Annotated in this window: 19 protein-coding genes; 11 read left to right on the top strand and 8 right to left on the bottom strand. The window is 57.5% G+C overall.

Annotated elements, in window-relative coordinates:
• The first annotated feature begins 102 nt into the window (after positions 1 to 102).
• The 4 genes from ACOQH0_RS07330 to ACOQH0_RS07315 all read left to right on the top strand — a co-directional run bounded on the left by ACOQH0_RS07330 (position 103) and on the right by ACOQH0_RS07315 (position 3,086).
• A complete protein-coding gene (locus ACOQH0_RS07330; protein ID WP_421511880.1) occupies positions 103 to 423 on the top strand; it encodes a metalloregulator ArsR/SmtB family transcription factor in 321 nt (106 codons plus the stop codon).
• 40 nt (positions 424 to 463) lie between these two features.
• Entirely contained in the window at positions 464 to 1,753 is a 1,290-nt protein-coding gene (locus ACOQH0_RS07325; RefSeq protein WP_325826809.1) for an arsenic transporter, read from the top strand.
• A 12-nt stretch (positions 1,754 to 1,765) separates the two neighbouring features.
• Entirely contained in the window at positions 1,766 to 2,197 is a 432-nt protein-coding gene (gene arsC, locus ACOQH0_RS07320) for a glutaredoxin-dependent arsenate reductase (RefSeq protein WP_325826808.1), read from the top strand.
• A gap of 118 nt (positions 2,198 to 2,315) precedes the next feature.
• Complete coding sequence (locus ACOQH0_RS07315; protein ID WP_421511879.1) at positions 2,316 to 3,086, top strand: SDR family NAD(P)-dependent oxidoreductase; 771 nt, start codon at positions 2,316 to 2,318, stop codon at positions 3,084 to 3,086.
• Here the strand turns inward: ACOQH0_RS07315 and ACOQH0_RS07310 are convergent.
• The gene (locus tag ACOQH0_RS07310; RefSeq protein ID WP_303570195.1) at positions 3,083 to 3,634 is read right to left on the bottom strand and encodes a TetR/AcrR family transcriptional regulator; all 552 of its coding nucleotides are present in this window, start codon (positions 3,632 to 3,634) and stop codon (positions 3,083 to 3,085) included. The genes ACOQH0_RS07315 and ACOQH0_RS07310 overlap by 4 nt on opposite strands.
• 81 nt (positions 3,635 to 3,715) lie before the next feature.
• Between ACOQH0_RS07310 and ACOQH0_RS07305 the strand changes: the two genes are divergently transcribed.
• Together ACOQH0_RS07305 and ACOQH0_RS07300 are read left to right on the top strand one after the other, a co-directional pair.
• A complete protein-coding gene (locus ACOQH0_RS07305) occupies positions 3,716 to 4,930 on the top strand; it encodes an MFS transporter (RefSeq protein WP_421511878.1) in 1,215 nt (404 codons plus the stop codon).
• Positions 4,920 to 5,732: a Cof-type HAD-IIB family hydrolase gene (locus tag ACOQH0_RS07300; protein WP_042713522.1), complete on the top strand. Its 813-nt coding sequence runs from the start codon at positions 4,920 to 4,922 to the stop codon at positions 5,730 to 5,732. Before ACOQH0_RS07305 ends, ACOQH0_RS07300 begins: the two co-directional genes overlap by 11 nt.
• A gap of 69 nt (positions 5,733 to 5,801) precedes the next feature.
• Here ACOQH0_RS07300 and ACOQH0_RS07295 read toward each other — a convergent pair whose 3' ends face one another.
• Complete coding sequence (locus tag ACOQH0_RS07295) at positions 5,802 to 7,034, bottom strand: MFS transporter (RefSeq protein ID WP_010429024.1); 1,233 nt, start codon at positions 7,032 to 7,034, stop codon at positions 5,802 to 5,804.
• Between the two features lie 168 nt (positions 7,035 to 7,202).
• Here ACOQH0_RS07295 and ACOQH0_RS07290 point away from each other — a divergent pair, with 168 nt between their 5' ends.
• From ACOQH0_RS07290 to deoR, 3 genes are all read left to right on the top strand, one after another.
• Entirely contained in the window at positions 7,203 to 7,931 is a 729-nt protein-coding gene (locus tag ACOQH0_RS07290; RefSeq protein ID WP_421511877.1) for a phosphatase PAP2 family protein, read from the top strand.
• Positions 7,932 to 7,938: 7 nt separating this feature from the next.
• On the top strand, positions 7,939 to 8,547 hold the full coding sequence (ybjG, locus tag ACOQH0_RS07285) for an undecaprenyl-diphosphate phosphatase (protein ID WP_010429020.1): 609 nt from the start codon (positions 7,939 to 7,941) through the stop codon (positions 8,545 to 8,547).
• Positions 8,548 to 8,614: 67 nt separating this feature from the next.
• Complete coding sequence (gene deoR, locus ACOQH0_RS07280) at positions 8,615 to 9,373, top strand: DNA-binding transcriptional repressor DeoR (protein ID WP_010429018.1); 759 nt, start codon at positions 8,615 to 8,617, stop codon at positions 9,371 to 9,373.
• Positions 9,374 to 9,440: 67 nt separating this feature from the next.
• Here the strand turns inward: deoR and dacC are convergent, their stop codons facing one another.
• The gene (gene dacC / locus ACOQH0_RS07275) at positions 9,441 to 10,646 is read right to left on the bottom strand and encodes a serine-type D-Ala-D-Ala carboxypeptidase (RefSeq protein WP_421511876.1); all 1,206 of its coding nucleotides are present in this window, start codon (positions 10,644 to 10,646) and stop codon (positions 9,441 to 9,443) included.
• Positions 10,647 to 10,888: 242 nt separating this feature from the next.
• On the opposite strand from dacC, the gene ACOQH0_RS07270 reads away from it, so the two are divergent.
• Positions 10,889 to 11,515 (top strand): glutathione S-transferase family protein, encoded by a 627-nt coding sequence (locus tag ACOQH0_RS07270; protein WP_421511875.1) that lies wholly within the window; start codon positions 10,889 to 10,891, stop codon positions 11,513 to 11,515.
• Here the strand turns inward: ACOQH0_RS07270 and ACOQH0_RS07265 are convergent, their stop codons facing one another.
• On the bottom strand, positions 11,516 to 12,634 hold the full coding sequence (locus ACOQH0_RS07265) for a PQQ-dependent sugar dehydrogenase (RefSeq protein ID WP_421511874.1): 1,119 nt from the start codon (positions 12,632 to 12,634) through the stop codon (positions 11,516 to 11,518).
• A 106-nt stretch (positions 12,635 to 12,740) separates the two neighbouring features.
• Positions 12,741 to 13,124 carry a biofilm formation regulator BssR gene (bssR, locus tag ACOQH0_RS07260; protein WP_108415945.1) on the bottom strand — a complete coding sequence of 128 codons (384 nt, stop codon included), beginning with the start codon at positions 13,122 to 13,124 and terminating at the stop codon, positions 12,741 to 12,743.
• A 216-nt stretch (positions 13,125 to 13,340) separates the two neighbouring features.
• Here bssR and rimO point away from each other — a divergent pair, with 216 nt between their 5' ends.
• On the top strand, positions 13,341 to 14,666 hold the full coding sequence (rimO, locus tag ACOQH0_RS07255; RefSeq protein ID WP_421511873.1) for a 30S ribosomal protein S12 methylthiotransferase RimO: 1,326 nt from the start codon (positions 13,341 to 13,343) through the stop codon (positions 14,664 to 14,666).
• A 63-nt stretch (positions 14,667 to 14,729) separates the two neighbouring features.
• On the opposite strand, the gene gsiD is transcribed toward rimO, so the two are convergent.
• From gsiD to gsiB, 3 genes are read right to left on the bottom strand one after another with little or no spacing between them, the layout of a single operon-like run.
• Positions 14,730 to 15,641 carry a glutathione ABC transporter permease GsiD gene (gene gsiD, locus ACOQH0_RS07250; RefSeq protein WP_010429000.1) on the bottom strand — a complete coding sequence of 304 codons (912 nt, stop codon included), beginning with the start codon at positions 15,639 to 15,641 and terminating at the stop codon, positions 14,730 to 14,732.
• Between the two features lies 1 nt (position 15,642).
• Complete coding sequence (gene gsiC / locus ACOQH0_RS07245; protein ID WP_089598983.1) at positions 15,643 to 16,563, bottom strand: glutathione ABC transporter permease GsiC; 921 nt, start codon at positions 16,561 to 16,563, stop codon at positions 15,643 to 15,645.
• Between the two features lie 5 nt (positions 16,564 to 16,568).
• Complete coding sequence (gene gsiB, locus ACOQH0_RS07240) at positions 16,569 to 18,107, bottom strand: glutathione ABC transporter substrate-binding protein GsiB (RefSeq protein WP_421511872.1); 1,539 nt, start codon at positions 18,105 to 18,107, stop codon at positions 16,569 to 16,571.
• Positions 18,108 to 18,115 lie beyond the last annotated feature (8 nt).

The raw sequence follows: 18,115 nt of genomic DNA, 5'->3' as shown, positions 1-18,115 counted from the left end.
TTTGTTGCCTGAAATTCCCGTACCTCTCATCTCTGCTTCTCTCCTGCAATCAAAACATATATGATTATCCATATATATATTATTACACCTGCAGGAATTCCCATGCTCCACCCGCTCCAGCTCTTCAAAACCCTCTCCGACGAAACGCGGCTCGCCATCGTCATGCTGCTCCGCGAAGCGGGCGAGCTGTGCGTCTGCGATCTCTGCTCCGCAACCACCGAGTCGCAGCCGAAGGTCTCCCGCCACATGGCCTTGCTGCGCGAGTCAGGGCTGGTTATCGACCGTCGCGAGGGGAAATGGGTCCATTACCGTCTCTCTCCCAACATGCCTGCGTGGGCGGCAACCATTATCGATAACAGCTGGAACTGCCTGCGGGAAGAGACGCGCATGAAGCTGAAAAACCGACTACCGGGCGCATGCTGATCGCAATACATTCACCAAAACAGATATAACGGAGTAAACGATGTTTCTGGCAGGGGCTATTTTTCTGTTTACGCTGGTACTGGTCATTTGGCAGCCCAAAGGGCTCAGTATCGGCTGGAGCGCCACCATCGGCGCCGTACTGGCGCTGGCCAGCGGCGTGATTCACATTAACGATATTCCGGTGGTGTGGAATATCGTCTGGAACGCCACGGCAACGTTTATCGCCGTCATCATCATCAGCCTGCTGCTGGATGAGTCCGGCTTTTTCGAGTGGGCGGCGCTGCACGTTGCCCGCTGGGGAAACGGTCGCGGGCGATTGCTGTTTACGTATATCGTGCTGCTGGGTGCAGCCGTGGCGGCGCTGTTTGCCAATGACGGTGCAGCGCTGATCCTGACCCCTATCGTTATCGCCATGCTGCTGGCGCTGGGGTTCAGCAAGCAGGCGACGCTGGCGTTTGTGATGGCAGCAGGTTTTATCGCCGATACCGCCAGCCTGCCGCTGATTGTGTCCAACCTGGTCAACATCGTGTCGGCTGACTTCTTTAAGCTGGGGTTCAGCGAATACGCCTCAGTGATGATCCCGGTGGATATCGCCGCGATTGCCGCAACGCTGGTGATGCTGCACCTCTTCTTCCGTAAGGAAATTCCCCCGGAATATGACCTGGCAAAACTCCGCGAGCCCGCACGCGCCATTCACGACCTCCCGACGTTCAGAACGGGCTGGATCGTCCTACTGCTGCTTCTCGTCGGTTTCTTCGTACTTGAGCCTCTCGGCATTCCGGTCAGCGCCATTGCGACCGTCGGCGCGCTGATTTTGTTCGCTGTCGCAAAGCGCGGACATGCGATAAACACAGGGAAAGTGCTGCGCGGCGCACCGTGGCAGATCGTTATCTTTTCGCTGGGGATGTATCTGGTGGTGTATGGCCTGCGCAATGCCGGGCTGACGGACTCTCTCACAGGCGTACTGAATAGCCTGGCCGGACACGGGCTGTGGGCCACCACGCTGGGAACCGGGTTCATCACCGCGTTCCTGTCATCCATAATGAACAATATGCCCACGGTGCTGATTGGCGCGCTCTCCATTGAAGGCAGTACGGCAACGGGACTGATCAAGGACGCGATGATTTATGCCAACGTGATTGGCTGCGATTTGGGGCCGAAAATCACGCCTATCGGTAGCCTCGCCACCCTGCTCTGGCTTCACGTGCTGGCGCAGAAAAACATGACGATTACCTGGGGCTACTATTTCCGGACGGGCATCGTTATGACGCTGCCCGTCCTGTTTGTGACGCTGGCCGCGCTGGCGCTACGTCTCTCCTTCACACTGTAATGAGCCACTGATATGAGCCACATAACTATCTACCACAACCCCGCCTGCGGCACCTCGCGCAACACGCTGGAGATGATCCGCAACAGCGGCACGGAGCCAGAGATTATCCTCTATCTGGAAACTCCACCGTCGCGCGATAAGCTGACCACACTGATTGCCGATATGGGCATTTCAGTGCGGGACCTGCTGCGTAAAAACGTGGATCCCTATGAGCAGCTTGGCCTTGCCGAAGCTAACTTCACCGACGACCAGCTTATCGGTTTTATGCTGCAACACCCGATCCTGATTAACCGTCCGATCGTGGTAACGCCGCTGGGCACGCGCCTGTGCCGTCCGTCTGAAGTCGTCCTCGATATCCTGCCGGACGCGCAAAAAGGGGCGTTTACCAAAGAGGATGGCGAAGCCGTGGTGGACGCCAGCGGGAAAAAAATCTCGCAAAAGTAAGCTATTGATAATGGCACAGTAAGGCTTGCCCGCGGCGTATCCCGCCTACCGGCTGGGTTGCATCAGCCGAAACCCAGCACATACTGTTGAGGGTTAGGTCTGGTGAGGGGATGCAGGTATGGGACTTAAAAACAAAACCGCCGTCATCTTCGGCGGCAGCGGCGCTATCGGCAGCGCAGCGGCGCACGCGCTGGCGCGCGAGGGAGCGGATGTCTACCTTGCCGCGCGCAGCCACGCCAGGCTGGAGCAGGTCGCCGACAGCATTCGCGCCGACGGCGGGTCTGCCAGCACGTTTGTTTTCGATGCGCTTGATGCCTCCGCGCAGCTCCCCGACCTTGCCCACATTGATATCGTCGTCAACGCCACGGGCTTTATGCACGATCAGGGAAAACGCCTGCAGGCGTTAACGCTCGACGAGTTCAGACAGGGTTTCGATCCCTTCCTGGCCGCATATTTCAACATTGCGAAAGCCGTATCGCCCCGCATGGGCGGCGAGCATGCCGGAACCATAATTACCGTCGTCGCCCCCGCCTCAAACATGACGATGGCGGGCCACCTCGGGCATATCGTTGGCTGCGCGGGAACGGAAGCCTTGACCCGGGCGCTTGCGGCTGAGCTAGGGGCACAAAATATTCGGGTACTCTGCGTGCGTTCGCACGCGATAGCCGACGCGGTGCAGGCGGGTTCGTATGTAGGTGCCATTTTCGCCGCCAAGGCGCAGGCGATGGGGATAACGGTTGAGCAGTTTCTCAGCGGTGCCGCGCAAAGTACCCTGACGCATCGCCTGCCGACGCTGGCACAGGTGGCAGACACGATTACGTTTCTGGTCTCAGATGCGGCAGGCGCCATGACGGGAACCACCGTCAATATGACCGCGGGCGCAACCTAGCAGCCGCCCTCGCCCGCAATCCTGCCCACCATCGCGCGGATCTCCTCCCGGCTTAACGGCTTGCGGTCGGTGACAAAATGCAGCGTCATCCCTTCAATAAACGCATCCAGCGCGCGGGTAGTGACCGGGTCGAACCACTGCTCCAGCGTGTCCTGGCTCATCTTCATCCAGTCCTGCATCACCGTTTTAAGGGCCGCGCTGCGGTGCATAAAAGCGTACAATTGGTACATCAGCGCCATGTTGTGCGGCGTGGTCACCTGCGAGCTATGGATCAGCGTGGTGATGGACTCACACGCCATTTCCGGTCCTGTGACGCCCGCAAAGAAATCCCGGTACTGCTGCGACATCTGCCGGGTAAACCACGTAAAGGCCTCTTCCAGCAGCGATTCCATACCGTCAAAATAGTAGGTCATCGACCCCAGCGGCACGCCCGCGCAGGAGGCGATTTTACGGTGCGTGACGGCGTGAATACCGTGCTCAGCGATGGTGTCCAGCGTCGCCTGGAGTATTTTTTCCCGGCGGTGCGGATCGTTGGGTGGTCTGCTCATAAATTCCTCATCCGGTTTATGTACAAATGTACACAAACTTGCTAGTGTTGTCGCTATTGTTGTACTTCTGGTGCTACCCCAATGACGCTGACCTCTCCCCGTAAGGCCCTGCAATTACGCATGTGGGCGCTGTTTATGTTCTTCTTTATTCCCGGGCTGCTGATGGCCTCCTGGGCCACGCGCACCCCGGCTATTCGCGATATTTTGTCCGTCTCTACCGCCGAGATGGGCATCGTGCTGTTCGGCCTGTCGATAGGCTCCATGAGCGGCATTCTCTGCTCCGCGTGGCTGGTTAAACGCTTTGGCACGCGGGCGGTGATCCGCACCACTATGTGCTGCGCGGTGTTCGGGATGATGGTGCTGAGCGCGGCGCTGTGGTTTGCCTCGCCGGTCCTGTTTGCCCTGGGGCTGACGGTCTTTGGCGGCAGCTTCGGCGCGGCGGAAGTGGCGATTAACGTCGAAGGGGCATCTGTCGAGCGTGAGATGAACAAAACCGTGCTGCCGATGATGCACGGCTTTTACAGCCTCGGCACGCTGGCGGGTGCGGGCGTGGGGATGGCGCTGACGGCGTTTGGCGTGGCGGCCAATCTGCATATTTTACTGGCGGCGCTGGTGTGTATTATTCCGATCCTGACGGGCATCCGGGCGATCCCGGACGGCACCGGTAAGAATTCCGCTGGCGAACAGCACTCGGCCGAAAAAGGGCTGCCCTTCTACCGCGACTTCCAGCTGATGCTGATCGGCGTGGTGGTGCTGGCAATGGCGTTCGCGGAAGGTTCCGCCAACGACTGGCTACCGCTGCTGATGGTGGACGGTCACGGCTTCAGCCCGACCTCCGGCTCGCTGATTTACGCCGGATTTACGCTGGGGATGACCGTCGGGCGCTTCACCGGCGGCTGGTTTATCGACCGCTACAGTCGCGTAGCGGTGGTGCGCGCCAGTGCCCTTCTCGGCGGGTTAGGCATCGCGATGATCATCTTTGTGGACGTGGACTGGATTGCAGGCGTTTCCGTGATCCTGTGGGGACTGGGAGCATCACTTGGCTTCCCGCTGACCATTTCCGCCGCCAGCGACACCGGCCCGGATGCGCCAACGCGCGTCAGCGTAGTGGCGACCACCGGTTACCTCGCCTTCCTGGTGGGACCGCCGCTGCTCGGTTTCCTCGGGGAGCACTACGGCCTGCGCAGCGCCATGCTGGTGGTATTAGGGTTAGTCATTATCGCGGCGCTGGTGGCGCGCGCTGTGGCAAAGCCGGAAACAGAACAAACGACACTGGAGAAGGGATATGAGCGTTAAACTGATTGCAGTCGACATGGATGGCACCTTCCTGAGTGATGCGAAGACGTACAACCGCGCGCGTTTTCTGGCGCAGTACGCGCGCATGAAGGCGCAAGGCATTCGTTTTGTGGTTGCCAGCGGCAACCAATACTACCAGTTGATCTCCTTTTTCCCGGAGATCGCGCATGAAATTGCGTTTGTTGCCGAAAACGGCGGCTGGGTCGTGAGCGAAGGTGAAGATGTCTTTAACGGTGAACTGTCGAAAGCCCATTTCGAGACCGTCGCGAACGTGTTAAATGACGTTCCGGGCATTGAGATAATTGCCTGCGGCAAAGGCAGCGCCTACACCCTCAAAGCCTATGACGATGCCTTCATCGATATGGCCTCAAAATATTATCACCGCCTCGAAAGGGTCAGTGATTTCGATAACCTGAACGATATTTTCTTCAAGTTTGGGCTTAACGTTTCCGATGATGAAATTCCGCGTATTCAGGCGCTGCTGCATGAAAGACTGGGCGATATTATGGTGCCCGTCACCACCGGTCACGGCAGTATCGACCTCATTATCCCCGGCGTGCACAAAGCTAACGGCTTGCGCATTTTGCAGGCGCGATGGGGCATAGAGAACAGCGACGTGGTGGCTTTTGGCGACAGCGGCAACGATGTAGAAATGTTGCGCCAATCAGGGTTTAGCTTTGCGATGGCCAATGCCAAACCGCATATTAAGGCGGTCGCCCGGTTTGAAGCGCAGCATAATAACGATGAAGGCGTTTTAAACGTGATTGAGAAGGTGTTGAACGGGGAGGCACCGTTTAATTGATCGCGTGCGGTCTGGTACCCTCACCCCTCACCCTGGCCCTCTCCCCAAAGGGGAGAGGGCATAAACAGATCAAGGTTGCAGGGCGCTGCCGATGCGTTTGTCTTTCAGGAACACCACCATTAATCCCACCCACAGCACGCCGTTGGCAAGGTTGAACAGGCTGAACAGCCCGTTGCCGCCAAACGCGTAAGCGTGCTTGCTCACCTCAATTCCGACGGTAAAAATCAACATCTGCAGCATGCCCATCGCGGCGGACACCGTGCCTTTACTCATTTCGCTGGCAAACAGCGTCAGGCGCACCAGTCCCGCATTCGCCACGCCAATACCAAAGGCATAGACGCTCAGCCCCGCGGTCATCCACAGGTAGGCGTGGGAAGAGGCCACCGTAGCGACCGCAGCCATGACCAACCCTGCCGCAATCGGCCAGCCGCCCATAATAATCAGCGAGCGAACGGTGCGGCGCGACGTCAGACGTGCCAGCACGAGGTTACCGGCGATCAGCGCGCCAAAGATCGGCACCTGCAGCAAACCGTACTCGTAACTGCTGAGCTTCTCACCGCTGATGATAATGACGGGCGACTGCGCAATCCACGCCAGCAACGGCAGGCTGACAAAGCCCGTCGCCAGCGCACCCGCGACAAAGCGGCCATTTTTCAACACCTCTTTGTAGTCGCGTCCCAGCTCTTTCAGGGAGAGTTTTTCACCCAGACGCGTAGCCGTTTCCGGCATCGCGCGGTGCAGACCAAAGAAGGAGATGGCAGCAAGGGCGGCGAAGAGTATGAACATCCCCTCCCACGGCGCAACGTGCACCCAGGCTGCGCCCACCAGCGGTCCCAGCAGCGGCGCAATCAGCGCCACGTTCGCCATCAGCGCGGTGATTTTGATACACACCGCCTCTTCAAACGACTCCTGAATAGCGGCATACCCCACGGCACCGATGAAGCACAGGCTCACCCCCTGCAGGAAACGCAGCAGGGTAAATTGTTCAATGTTTTGCGCCAGCAGCGTGGCAAGACAGGTGACGATAAACCACACCACGCCGGTCAGCATCACCGGACGACGACCAATACGGTCCGACAGCGGCCCTAACAGCCACTGTAAAAACATGCCGCCCGCCAGATAGGCGGTCATGGAGGTCGGCACCCACTCGATACCCGCGTTGTACTGTTCTACCACGGCCAGCATACCGGGCTGGATCATATCGTTGCCGATATAGGTAGAGAATTCGTAGAGCACCAGACACAGAGGGAAAAGTAACGCCTGACGTCCCAGACGATTACCGGAAGAAGAACGGTTTAACATGCAATCTCTTTATGATGAAAAAATCGCGATGAGTGTAATGAATTGCCGCAGCCCGAGATAGCAAATTATCGATAGTAAACAGAAATAAAGCACTTATCGTCGTCGTTTAAGGTTTCCTTAAGTTGACAGTTTTATGATAGCCCTATTTTCACGTCACTGACCCTAATTATGGCCTACACCTTCAGCCCTTCAGAATTGTCTAACTTGCCGACAAATAAGACAAAAGACCTTTACCGTTTGCCCCTGCGCTTTTATGGTTATCAGCTTTTCGTGCTGATTGTCCTCGCCGTCCTGTTTACCTGGCTTTCACGCGACGAAACGCTCGACAGATGGATCTCCGGTTTCTGGTATGACGCAGCGACGCGCCATTTTCCGTTGCAGCAAAACCCGATGCTGGACCTGCTCAACCATCGGCTGGCGAAGTATGTCTCTATCGCCCTGGCTGCGGTTGCGCTGATTTACGGTGTCGTCAAGCGCAATGCCCGACTCCTCACGGCTGCGCTTCTGATGGGGCTGGGTGCACTGGTTGTCGGCGTGCTGAAAAGCATTAGTCACCATAGCTGTCCGTGGGATCTGGTGGAGTATGGCGGAAAGGCGGTTTCTTACCCCCTGTTTAGCGCGGTACCGGCAGACAGCGGACCGGGCCGTTGCTTCCCGGGCGGCCACTCATCAAGCGGCTTTATGGTGATGGGGCTGTTTTTTGCCTTCTGGCGCGAACGTCCACGTCTGGCCTGGAGTTTCGTCGTGCTGGGTGCGGTATTGGGTCTGGCCATGGGCTACGGTCAGGTCATGCGCGGGGCGCATTTTTTCTCTCACAACCTGTGGGCTGGGTGGTGGGTCTGGTTTTCCCAGGTGGTGGTCTATGGCCTTGTTTCCGCCTGGTTTGCGAAAGAGTGACGACATTATGTTAGAGAATCTGAACTACGGACTGTTTTATTTCATCAACGCCACGCCAGCCTCGCCGGAATGGATGATTGATTTCGCCACCTTTGTTGCCAGAGATTTGATCTCGATTGTGCCTGTACTTGCCGTTGTTCTCTGGCTGTGGGGTCCGCGTAAAGAGGTCACTGCACAGCGCCAGCTGGTGATCAAAGTGGCGATGGCCATCGGTGTCAGCGTAGTGACCAGCTATCTGCTGGGACATGCCTTCCCCCACGACCGTCCGTTCGTCGATCACGTTGGGTATAATTTCCTGCACCATGCGCCTGATGACTCCTTCCCAAGCGATCATGGCACCGTGATTTTCACCTTCGCTCTGGCGTTCCTGTTCTGGCATCGCCTGTGGTCTGGCGCAGTGCTGATGGGTATCGCGCTGGCCATCGCCTGGTCCCGCGTTTATCTTGGCGTTCACTGGCCGCTGGATATGGTGGGTGGGTTCCTGGTGGGGCTGATCGGCTGCGTGAGCGCGGCGATCCTGTGGAGCCTCTTTGGCCCGGCGCTTTACCGCGGGCTGTCTCAGCTGTATCGCGTGCTGTTTGCCCTCCCGATCCGCAAAGGCTGGATACGTGACTAATCCCGTTCCGACAGGTTACACTTGAGCCCCCGCCCTGCGGGGGTTCACTTTTTCATCCTGAGGATCTATGGAAACACGACGCGATGACCGCATTGCTCAGCTGCTCCAGGCGCTGAAGCGTAGTGATAAACTGCACCTCAAGGAAGCTGCCACGCTGCTCGGCGTCTCTGAGATGACCATTCGTCGGGATCTTAACAGCGACAGCGCCCCCGTTGTGCTGCTAGGCGGATACATCGTCCTCGAGCCGCGTAGCGCCAGCCACTATCTGATCAGCGATCAAAAAACGCGTCTGGTGGAAGAGAAGCGCAAGGCGGCACGGCTCGCGGCCTCCCTGGTGCAGCCGCATCAAACCCTGTTTTTTGACTGCGGGACCACCACGCCGTGGATCATCGAAGCCATTGACAGCAGCCTCCCGTTTACCGCCGTCTGTTACTCATTGAACACCTTTCTGGCGCTGCAGGAGAAACCCGAATGTCGGGTGATCCTATGCGGCGGTGAGTTCCACGCCAGTAATGCCATCTTTAAGCCGCTGAACCTGCAGGACACGTTGAGTAACTTATGCCCGGATATCGCGTTTTATTCTGCGGCGGGCGTGAACGTGCGTCAGGGCGCGACTTGCTTTAACCTGGAAGAGTTACCCGTGAAGCACTGGGCGTTAAATGCCGCGCAGTATCATGTGCTGGTGGTGGACCACAGCAAGTTTGGCAAGGTGCGTCCGGCAAGAATGGGCGAGCTGGCGCAGTTTGACGCTATTGTGAGCGATTGCCGCCCGGACGACGAGATTGTGGCCCATGCGAAGGCGCAGCAGGTGAAGTTGATGTATTGAGAGGGGTGCGGCCTGATGCCCTCACCCCGGCCCTCTCCCACAGGGAGAGGGAGAAAACCCATAAGGTTTATCTAAACCAGCTGCCAAACCACCCGTGGAATTTCATCAGTACGAAATCCCACATCCGGCTGAAGAATCCGCCCTCTTCTACTGCTTCCATCACAATCAGCGGACGCTGTTCAATCGACTTGCCGTTAAGCTGGAAATCAATCGTCCCGACGACCTGGCCTTTTTTCAGCGGAGCCGTAAGCTGCGGGTCGGTCAGGGTGAAGCTGGCTTTCAGGTTTTTCAGCTGACCGCGCGGAATGGTCACTGAACCGGCCTCACCCGCGCCCAGATTCACCTCGCTCTTATCGCCAAACCAGACGCGCTGGCTGACGAACGTGGCATCCGGCTTAATCGGCGTCACGGTTTCAAAGAAGCGGAAGCCCCACGTCAGCAGTTTTTCTGATTCATTAAAGCGAATTCGATCGGTTTTGGTGCCCAGCACCACCGAAATCAGGCGCATATCGCCCTGGGTTGCGGACGCGACCAGATTGTAACCCGCACCCGCCGTGGTGCCGGTCTTCATCCCGTCTACGTTGACGTTGCTGCTCCACAACAGACGGTTGCGGTTCTGCTGACGGATCTTATTGAAGGTAAACTCTTTCTCTTTGTGGATCGCGTATTCGTCCGGTACGTCGTGGATCAGCGCTTTCCCCAGCAGCGCCATGTCACGCGCGGTACTGAACTGCCCCGGCGCATCGAGACCGTGGACCGTTTTAAAGGTGGTGTTGGTCAGGCCCAGTTTTTGCGCATAGCCATTCATCAAACCAATGAACGAATCCTGGCTGCCCGCGACGTAATCGGCCAGCGCGATACACGCATCATTTCCCGACTGAATGATCACACCTTTATTCAGATCGGAAACGGAGACCTGATCCCCGGGCTTCAGGAACATCACCGACGAGCCCCGCAGCGCCGGGTTACCGGTCGCCCAGGCGTCTTTCCCGACGGTGACCATATCATCAAGCTTAATTTTGCCTGCTTTCAGCGCCTGACCCACCACGTAGCTGGTCATGATTTTGGTCAGGCTTGCCGGGTCGAGTTTCTCGTCGGCATTCCCTTCCGCCAGCACTTTACCGCTGGCGTAGTCCATTAAGATCCAGGCGCGGGCATCCACCGGTGGCGCTTCGGGCGCCGCCTGTTCCGCCGCGTAGAGCGTTGGGGCAAAAAGGAAGAGGAGCGCAGAGCCTGCCGCCAGGCTGCGCAGAGAAGTCAGTTTTCGCGTCATAAATGCCACCCGAGTGTCCATTCAAAAAATTACGTCACATCACCGTGTCGCAAGAAGCGATGAGTAATAGCGCACTAAAACGGTTAAAGAAACCCAACCAGGGTAAAGTTATTAAAGTTTATGCAATAACATTCATTTACGCTTTGATTCAGGCGATTTTTTTGTCTTCTGTTGCGTAATTGTTAGGTTTATCTCACCATGGCGAAAAGCTGACTCGGATTCACATCTCATCGGGAGTAAATATGATTACGCTGTGGGGCAGGAACAACTCAACCAACGTGAAGAAAGTGCTCTGGACGCTGGAGGAACTGGATTTACCGTTTAATCAAATCATGGCCGGCATGTCGTTCGGCGTGAACAAAGAGGCTGACTACCTGGCGATGAACCCGAACGGGCTGGTGCCGCTGCTGCGCGACGATGAGACCGATGCCACGCTGTGGGAGTCCAACACCATTGTCCGTTACCTTGCCGCGCAGTACGGTCAGGGCCGTCTGTGGGTGGAGAGCCCGGCCCAGCGTGCTCAGGGTGAAAAATGGATGGACTGGGCAAACCAGACGCTCTCTCCCACTCACCGCGTGATCCTGATGGGGCTTATCCGCACGCCGGAAGCCGAACGTGACTATCCCGCCATTCATGCAGCCCAGGACACCTGTGAGACCCTGTTTGCGATGATGGACGACGAGCTGACGAAGCACAAATGGTTCTCAGGCGACGCGTTCGGCGTGGGCGATATTGCGGTTGCACCATTCGTCTGGAATCTGACCAACATGGGTCTGAAATGGACGCCGCGCCCTCACCTCGACCGCTGGCTTCAGCAGCTTAGCGAGCGCCCGGCGTACCGTAACGCGGTGATGATCCCGGTTACCTGATTACGTACCGGACGGGCTGACTTTCAACAGCTGCCCGTCCGTCTCGTCGGTCAGGACATATAAATAGCCGTCCGGCCCAACCCGCACATCGCGAATACGCCTATCTTTATCACCCAGAATACGCCCGTCTTCCGTCACCTTATTGCCGTCGACGCTCAGCACGATGACGTCTTTCTCCTTCAGCGCGCCGATAAACAGTTTGTTTTTCCACTGCGGGAAGACGTCGCTGTTGTAAAACGCCATGCCGCTCACCGCAGGGGAAACCTTCCAGACAAACAACGGTTTTTCCGTTCCCTCCGCGTGCTCGCCTTTGGCTTCCGGAATTTTCAGGCCGCTGTAGTTGATGCCGTGGGTCGCCAGCGGCCAGCCGTAATTCTTCCCTTTTTCCGGGATGTTGATTTCATCCCCGCCGCGCGGGCCGTGCTCGTTAAGCCATAGCGTGTCGCTCCACGGGTTCATTGCCATCCCCTGCGGGTTACGAATGCCGTAGGACCAGATTTCAGGCCGCGCGCCGGAGGTATTCACAAACGGGTTATCCGGCGGCACCTTCCCGTCCTCCGTCAGGCGCACCACTTTGCCCTGAAGTTTGTCCAGATCCTGCGCCGTTGGGCGCTGGTTATTCTCGCCAAGGGCAATAAACAGATAGCCTTTACCGTCGAACACCAGCCGACCGCCAAAATGGTTCCCGGTGGAGAGTTTCGGCATCTGGCGGAACACCACCTGGAAGGCTTCAATGCGCGACAGATCGTCGCTCAGCCGACCGTAGCCCACCGCCGTGCCCGCTTTCCCGTCATTGCCCACTTCGGCATAGCTCAGCCAGATGCGTCGCGATTGTTCAAAATCAGGTGCTAGCACCACGTCCAGCAAACCGCCCTGGCCGTTTGCCCACACCTTGGGCACGCCGACAATCGGGTCAGACAACCCTTTCCCGGTCTGCCAGTGTTTCAGCTGGCCGCCTCTGAGCGTGATGAGCACGCCTTTATTATCCGGCAAAAAGGCCAGTGACCAGGGGTGATCGAGTCGGTTCTGCAACACCTCGACCTTTACCGCGTCAGGGGCAGCGAGGAGAGAAAAAGGGAAAAATAACGCAGGCAGTAAAATCAGCGAGGATCGATGCATAACGCGCTCCTTTATCGGCATATGGCATAAAGATTAGCCACAACGTTCGGTCGCGTTACCACTTTTACAAAAGCTTAATCAGAAGGGGGAGTCGCCTCCCCCGGGCTCAGTGCTGGGCAAGCTTCGCGTGCTCGTTCAGACACATGATGCAAAGAGAGAGCGTTGTCAGGCAGTTTTCAAGCTTCTCCGCGTTAACAGCGATAAAATTAGGGCAGTCGTGGCGTCCGTTCATCAAACATACCCCTGCAATGGAGAGCACCTCAGCGGCGCGGCGCAGCGCCATCAGCTCGCTTTCGTCGTATTCCGCTTTCAGGGTCGGTGCTTTTTCACGCATGAAATTGCAAAGTTCAAACAGATTATCACGCAGATGTTCGCTTTCGCTGACTGACATATAGCCTTTTGCCTTCCTGAGCTGCAGATACGCGGCCAGGTCGATTCGGGCGTTGATCAGCTTGTTAAGCAGATCGCGTTTCAGTCTGTCAACGGACATGCTATTTCCTCCTCTGTCAGTCATGTTGCACATTCAGAATAAGTTCATTTTTTGTACAATTTAATGCCTGAGATCAATAATTCTTAACTGATTAACATTCTTTACAATGTTACAACCTTTACTCACCGCATCCGCCATGCAAAGAATGTATAAATCCCCCGCGATACGCTGTAAAATCCCGCCCTGATAACTCCATAATTGATGAATTTTTAACCTATGAGCAATGTTACGCACCAGCCGAAAATCGGCTTCGTCTCCCTCGGCTGCCCGAAAAACCTGGTGGATTCCGAACGCATCCTGACCGAACTTCGTACCGAAGGCTATGACGTGGTGCCAAGCTACGACAATGCCGACATGGTGATCGTCAACACCTGCGGCTTTATCGACAGTGCGGTTCAGGAGTCTCTGGAAGCCATCGGTGAAGCCCTGACCGAAAACGGCAAAGTGATTGTCACCGGCTGCCTGGGCGCGAAAGTGGATCAGATCCGTGAAGTGCATCCGAAGGTGCTGGAGATCACCGGCCCGCACAGCTACGAGCAGGTGCTGGAACATGTTCATCACTACGTGCCAAAACCAAAGCACAACCCGTTCCTGAGCCTGGTGCCGGAACAAGGCGTGAAGCTGACGCCGCGCCACTACGCGTACCTGAAAATTTCCGAAGGCTGCAACCATCGCTGCACCTTCTGCATCATCCCGTCCATGCGTGGCGATCTGGTGAGCCGTCCAATCGGTGAAGTGCTGGCGGAAGCTAAACGTCTGGCCGACGCGGGCGTGAAGGAGCTGCTGGTCATCTCCCAGGACACCTCGGCCTACGGCGTAGACGTGAAACACCGCTCCGGTTTCCACAACGGCGAGCCGGTGAAAACCAGCATGGTCGGCCTGTGCGAGCAGCTTGCGAAGCTCGGTATCTGGACGCGTCTGCACTACGTCTACCCGTACCCGCACGTTGACGATGTGATCCCGCTGATGGCGGAAGGCAAAATTCTGCCGTACCTGGATATCCCGCTGCAGCACGCCAGCCCGCGTATTCTGAAGCTGATGAAGCGTCCTGGCTCCGTTGACCGCCAGCTGGCGCGCATCAAGCAGTGGCGTGAAATCTGTCCGGATCTGACCCTGCGCTCCACCTTCATCGTCGGCTTCCCGGGTGAAACCGAAGAAGATTTCCAGATGCTGCTCGACTTCCTGAAAGAAGCCCGTCTGGACCGCGTTGGGTGCTTCAAGTACAGCCCGGTAGAGGGCGCAACCGCCAACGAGCTGGCGGACCAGGTACCGGAAGAGGTGAAAGAAGAGCGCTGGAACCGCTTCATGCAGCTGCAGCAGCAGATCTCTGCTGAGCGTCTGCAGGAAAAAGTGGGCCGCGAGATCATGGTCATCGTTGACGAAGTGGACGAAGAAGGCGCGATTGGCCGCAGCATGGCAGATGCCCCTGAGATCGACGGCGCGGTGTACCTGAACGGCGAAACCAGCGTTAAGCCGGGTGATATTATTTGCGTGAAGGTTGAAAACGCGGACGAGTATGACCTGTGGGGTAGCCGGGTTTAAACACCCCGCTTCCCTTTTGTAGGCCGGGTAAGGCGTAGCCGCCACCCGGCACATTCCACTGTCCTACCCCTTAATCCGTGGATCCAGCGCGTCGCGCAGTCCGTCCCCCAGCAGGTTAAACGCCAGCACGGTCAGGAAAATCGCCAGACTCGGGAAGATCGCCACGTGCGGTGCAATCACCATATCTGCTCTCGCCTCGTTCAGCATCGCGCCCCACTCCGGCGTGGGAGGCTGCGCCCCTAACCCCAGAAACGACAGGCTGGCCGCCGAGATAATCGACACGCCGATGCGCATGGTGAAATAGACCACGATGGACGACACCGTACCCGGCAGAATATGGCTGAACAGGATCGTGGCGTCGCTGGCCCCCATACTGCGGGCGGATTCGATAAAGGTCTGCTGTTTCAGCACCAGCGTGTTGCCGCGCACCAGGCGGGCGAAGGCCGGTATCGAAAAGACCGCGACCGCAATGATGACGTTCGCCATGCCGCTGCCCATGATCGCCACCACGGCAATCGCCAGCAGAATGCCGGGGAAGGCAAACAGCACGTCGCAGATGCGCATGATGATGCGGTCCCACCAGCCTTCGTAATACCCGGCGACGAGACCCAAAACCGTGCCTATCGCCGCGCCGATCAGCACCGCAAAGACCCCGGCGGCCAGCGAGATTTGCGCCCCCACCAGCACGCGGCTGAAGATATCCCGCCCGAGCGAATCCACGCCGAACCAGTGCATCATCGACGGCCCGTCGTTCAGACGGTCATAGTCAAAATAGTTTTCCGCATCAAACGGCGCGACCCACGGCGCAACGATCGCCACCACAATCAGCAGCAAAACAAACAGCCCCGCCGTCATCGCGACAGGCTGACGGCGAAAACGCCGCCAGAATTCAGACCACGGAGTGCGGATGTGCTCCGGCTTTAGCCCCGGCATAGCATTTAATACGGCCTGACGACGCCAGTTCAACAATCGCATCTTACTTGTACCTGATGGCCGGGTTAATGGCGGCGTAAAGCACGTCCACCACTAAGTTGATAAGAATAAACTCCAGCGAGAACAGCAGGACTTCCGCCTGAATCACCGGATAATCACGCATGTCGACTGAATCGACCAGCAGACGCCCCAGCCCCGGCCAGTTGAAGACCTTCTCCACCACAATAGAGCCGCCCAGCAGGAAGCCAAACTGCAGCCCCATCATCGTTACTACCGGGATCATCGCGTTACGGAAACCGTGCTTGAGGATGACCCACTTCTCGCTGACCCCTTTCGCCCGCGCGGTGCGGATGTAGTCTTCGCTCAGCACGTCGACAAACGAGGCGCGGGTAAAACGCGCCATCACAGCCGCCACGGCTGCGCCAAGGGTCATCGATGGGAGAATGTAGTGCTTCCAGGTATCCGCGCCCACGGTCGGCAGCCAGCCCAGCTCCACGGAGAAGATCTGCATCAGCAGCATCCCGAGGGCGAATGCCGGGAAGGAGATGCCGGTCACCGCCAGCGCCATACCCAGTTTATCCGGCCAGCGGTTGCGCCAGACGGCGGCGACAATTCCCGCACCGAGACCAAACACCACCGCCCAGCCCATGCTGGCAAGGGTTAACCAAAAGGTCGGCATAAAGCGGCTGGCAATCTCTTCCGACACCGGGCGACGCGACACCATCGAGGTGCCAAAATCGCCCTGCAGCACGTTGCCTATATAGTGCAGGAACTGCATATACAACGGCCTGTCGAGACCCAACTGCTTGCGCACCAGTTCAATAACGGTCGCATCCGCCTCGGGCCCGGCAATCAGCCGCGCCGGATCCCCCGGCAGCATATGGACAAACAGAAACACCAGCACCGCCACAATCAACAGCGTCGGGATAAGCCCCAGCAGGCGTTTACAAACATAATTCAGCATGAGTGTTATTTTAAATCCGCGTCGTCAAAGCTAAAGCCCGTATCCGGCATGATATAGAACCCGGTCAGCGCTTTGTTATGGGCGGAGACCAGTTTTTCCACCACCAGCGGCACCCACGGCGACTCTTTCCAGATAATATCTTGCGCGTCTTTGTAGAGGCGCGCTTTCTCTTCCGATTTGGTGGTTTTCAGCGCGTCAGACAGGGCTTTATCCACCTGCGGGTTGCTGTAGAACGCGGTATTAAACAGCGTTGGCGGCCAGTTCTGTGAGGCAAACAGCGGTGACAGCGCCCAGTCGGCTTCACCGGTGGAGGCGGTCCAGCCGGTGTAGAACATCCTCACGCCGCTCTCTTTCTGCCCTTTGCCCTCCACTTCTGCCGCACGCTGTCCGGCATCCATCGCGGTCACCTGCGCCTTGATGCCGACCTGCGCCAGCTGCTGCTGGGTAAACTGCAGCACCTTCTGGGCGGTACTGTGGTTATGCGACGACCACAGCGTGGTGCTGAAGCCGTTCGGGAATCCCGCTTCTTTCAGCAGCTCGCGCGCTTTGGCCGGATCGTAAGGCCACGGCTGGTAGCTTTGCGCATAGGCGATAGCCGGCGGCACCACGCCGGTCGCCGGAGTGGCATAGCCCGCAAAGGCCACTTTCACCAGCGCCTGGCGGTTAATGGCGTAGTTGATGGCTTCACGCACCTTCGGGTTATCGAACGGTTTTTGCGTGACGTTCATGCTGATGTAGCGCTGCATGATTGACGGGCTGGCAACCAGCTCCAGCTTGCTGTTTTTCGCCAGCAGCGCTGCCTGCTCGTAGGGGATCGGGAAGGCAAACTGCGCTTCACCGGTTTGCAGCATCGCCGCGCGGGTGTTGTTATCCACCACCGGGCGCCAGGTAATGGTGTCGAGCTTCGGCAAGCCCTGCTGCCAGTATCCGGCGAATTTCTTCACCTTCACAAAATCGGTTTGATTCCAGGTAAGCAGCTCGTACGGGCCGGTGCCTACCGGGTGGAAGCCGATCTCTTTGCCGTATTTCTTCAGCGCCGCTGGCGAAATCATTGCCGTTGCCGGATGCGCAAGGATATTGATAAACGCGGAGAACGGCTCTTTGAGGGTGATCTTCACGGTTGCCGGGTCGACCGCCTCGGTACTGGCGATATTTTTATACAGGTTGTAGCGCTTCAGGCTATTTTCCGGATTGCTGGCGCGGTCGAGGTTAACCTTCACCGCTTCAGCATTGAAATCCGTGCCGTCCTGGAACTTCACGCCGGAACGCAGCTTGATGGTATACACCAGCCCGTCGTCCGAAACGGTATAGCTCTCCGCCAGCACGTTTTTGAGCTTCATCTCTTTATCCAGGCCAAACAGCCCCTGGTAGAACGATTTCGCCACCGCCTGCGACAGCGTGTCGTTAGCATCATACGGATCGAGCGTCGTAAAATTAGAGCCGACCGCCACGACCACGTCTTTGGCAGCGAACGCGGGGGCGACGGCCAGCGCCGCCGTCACGCTCGCGGCTAACAGCCATGTACGAGCAACAAATTTAACCATTGTGTTCT

The organism is Enterobacter sp. JS8-1 (genome assembly GCF_049187015.1).
Taxonomy (GTDB): domain Bacteria; phylum Pseudomonadota; class Gammaproteobacteria; order Enterobacterales; family Enterobacteriaceae; genus Enterobacter; species Enterobacter mori.
Note: the sequence above shows the minus strand (reverse complement) of the source record. Positions and strands in the feature narration are given on the sequence as shown.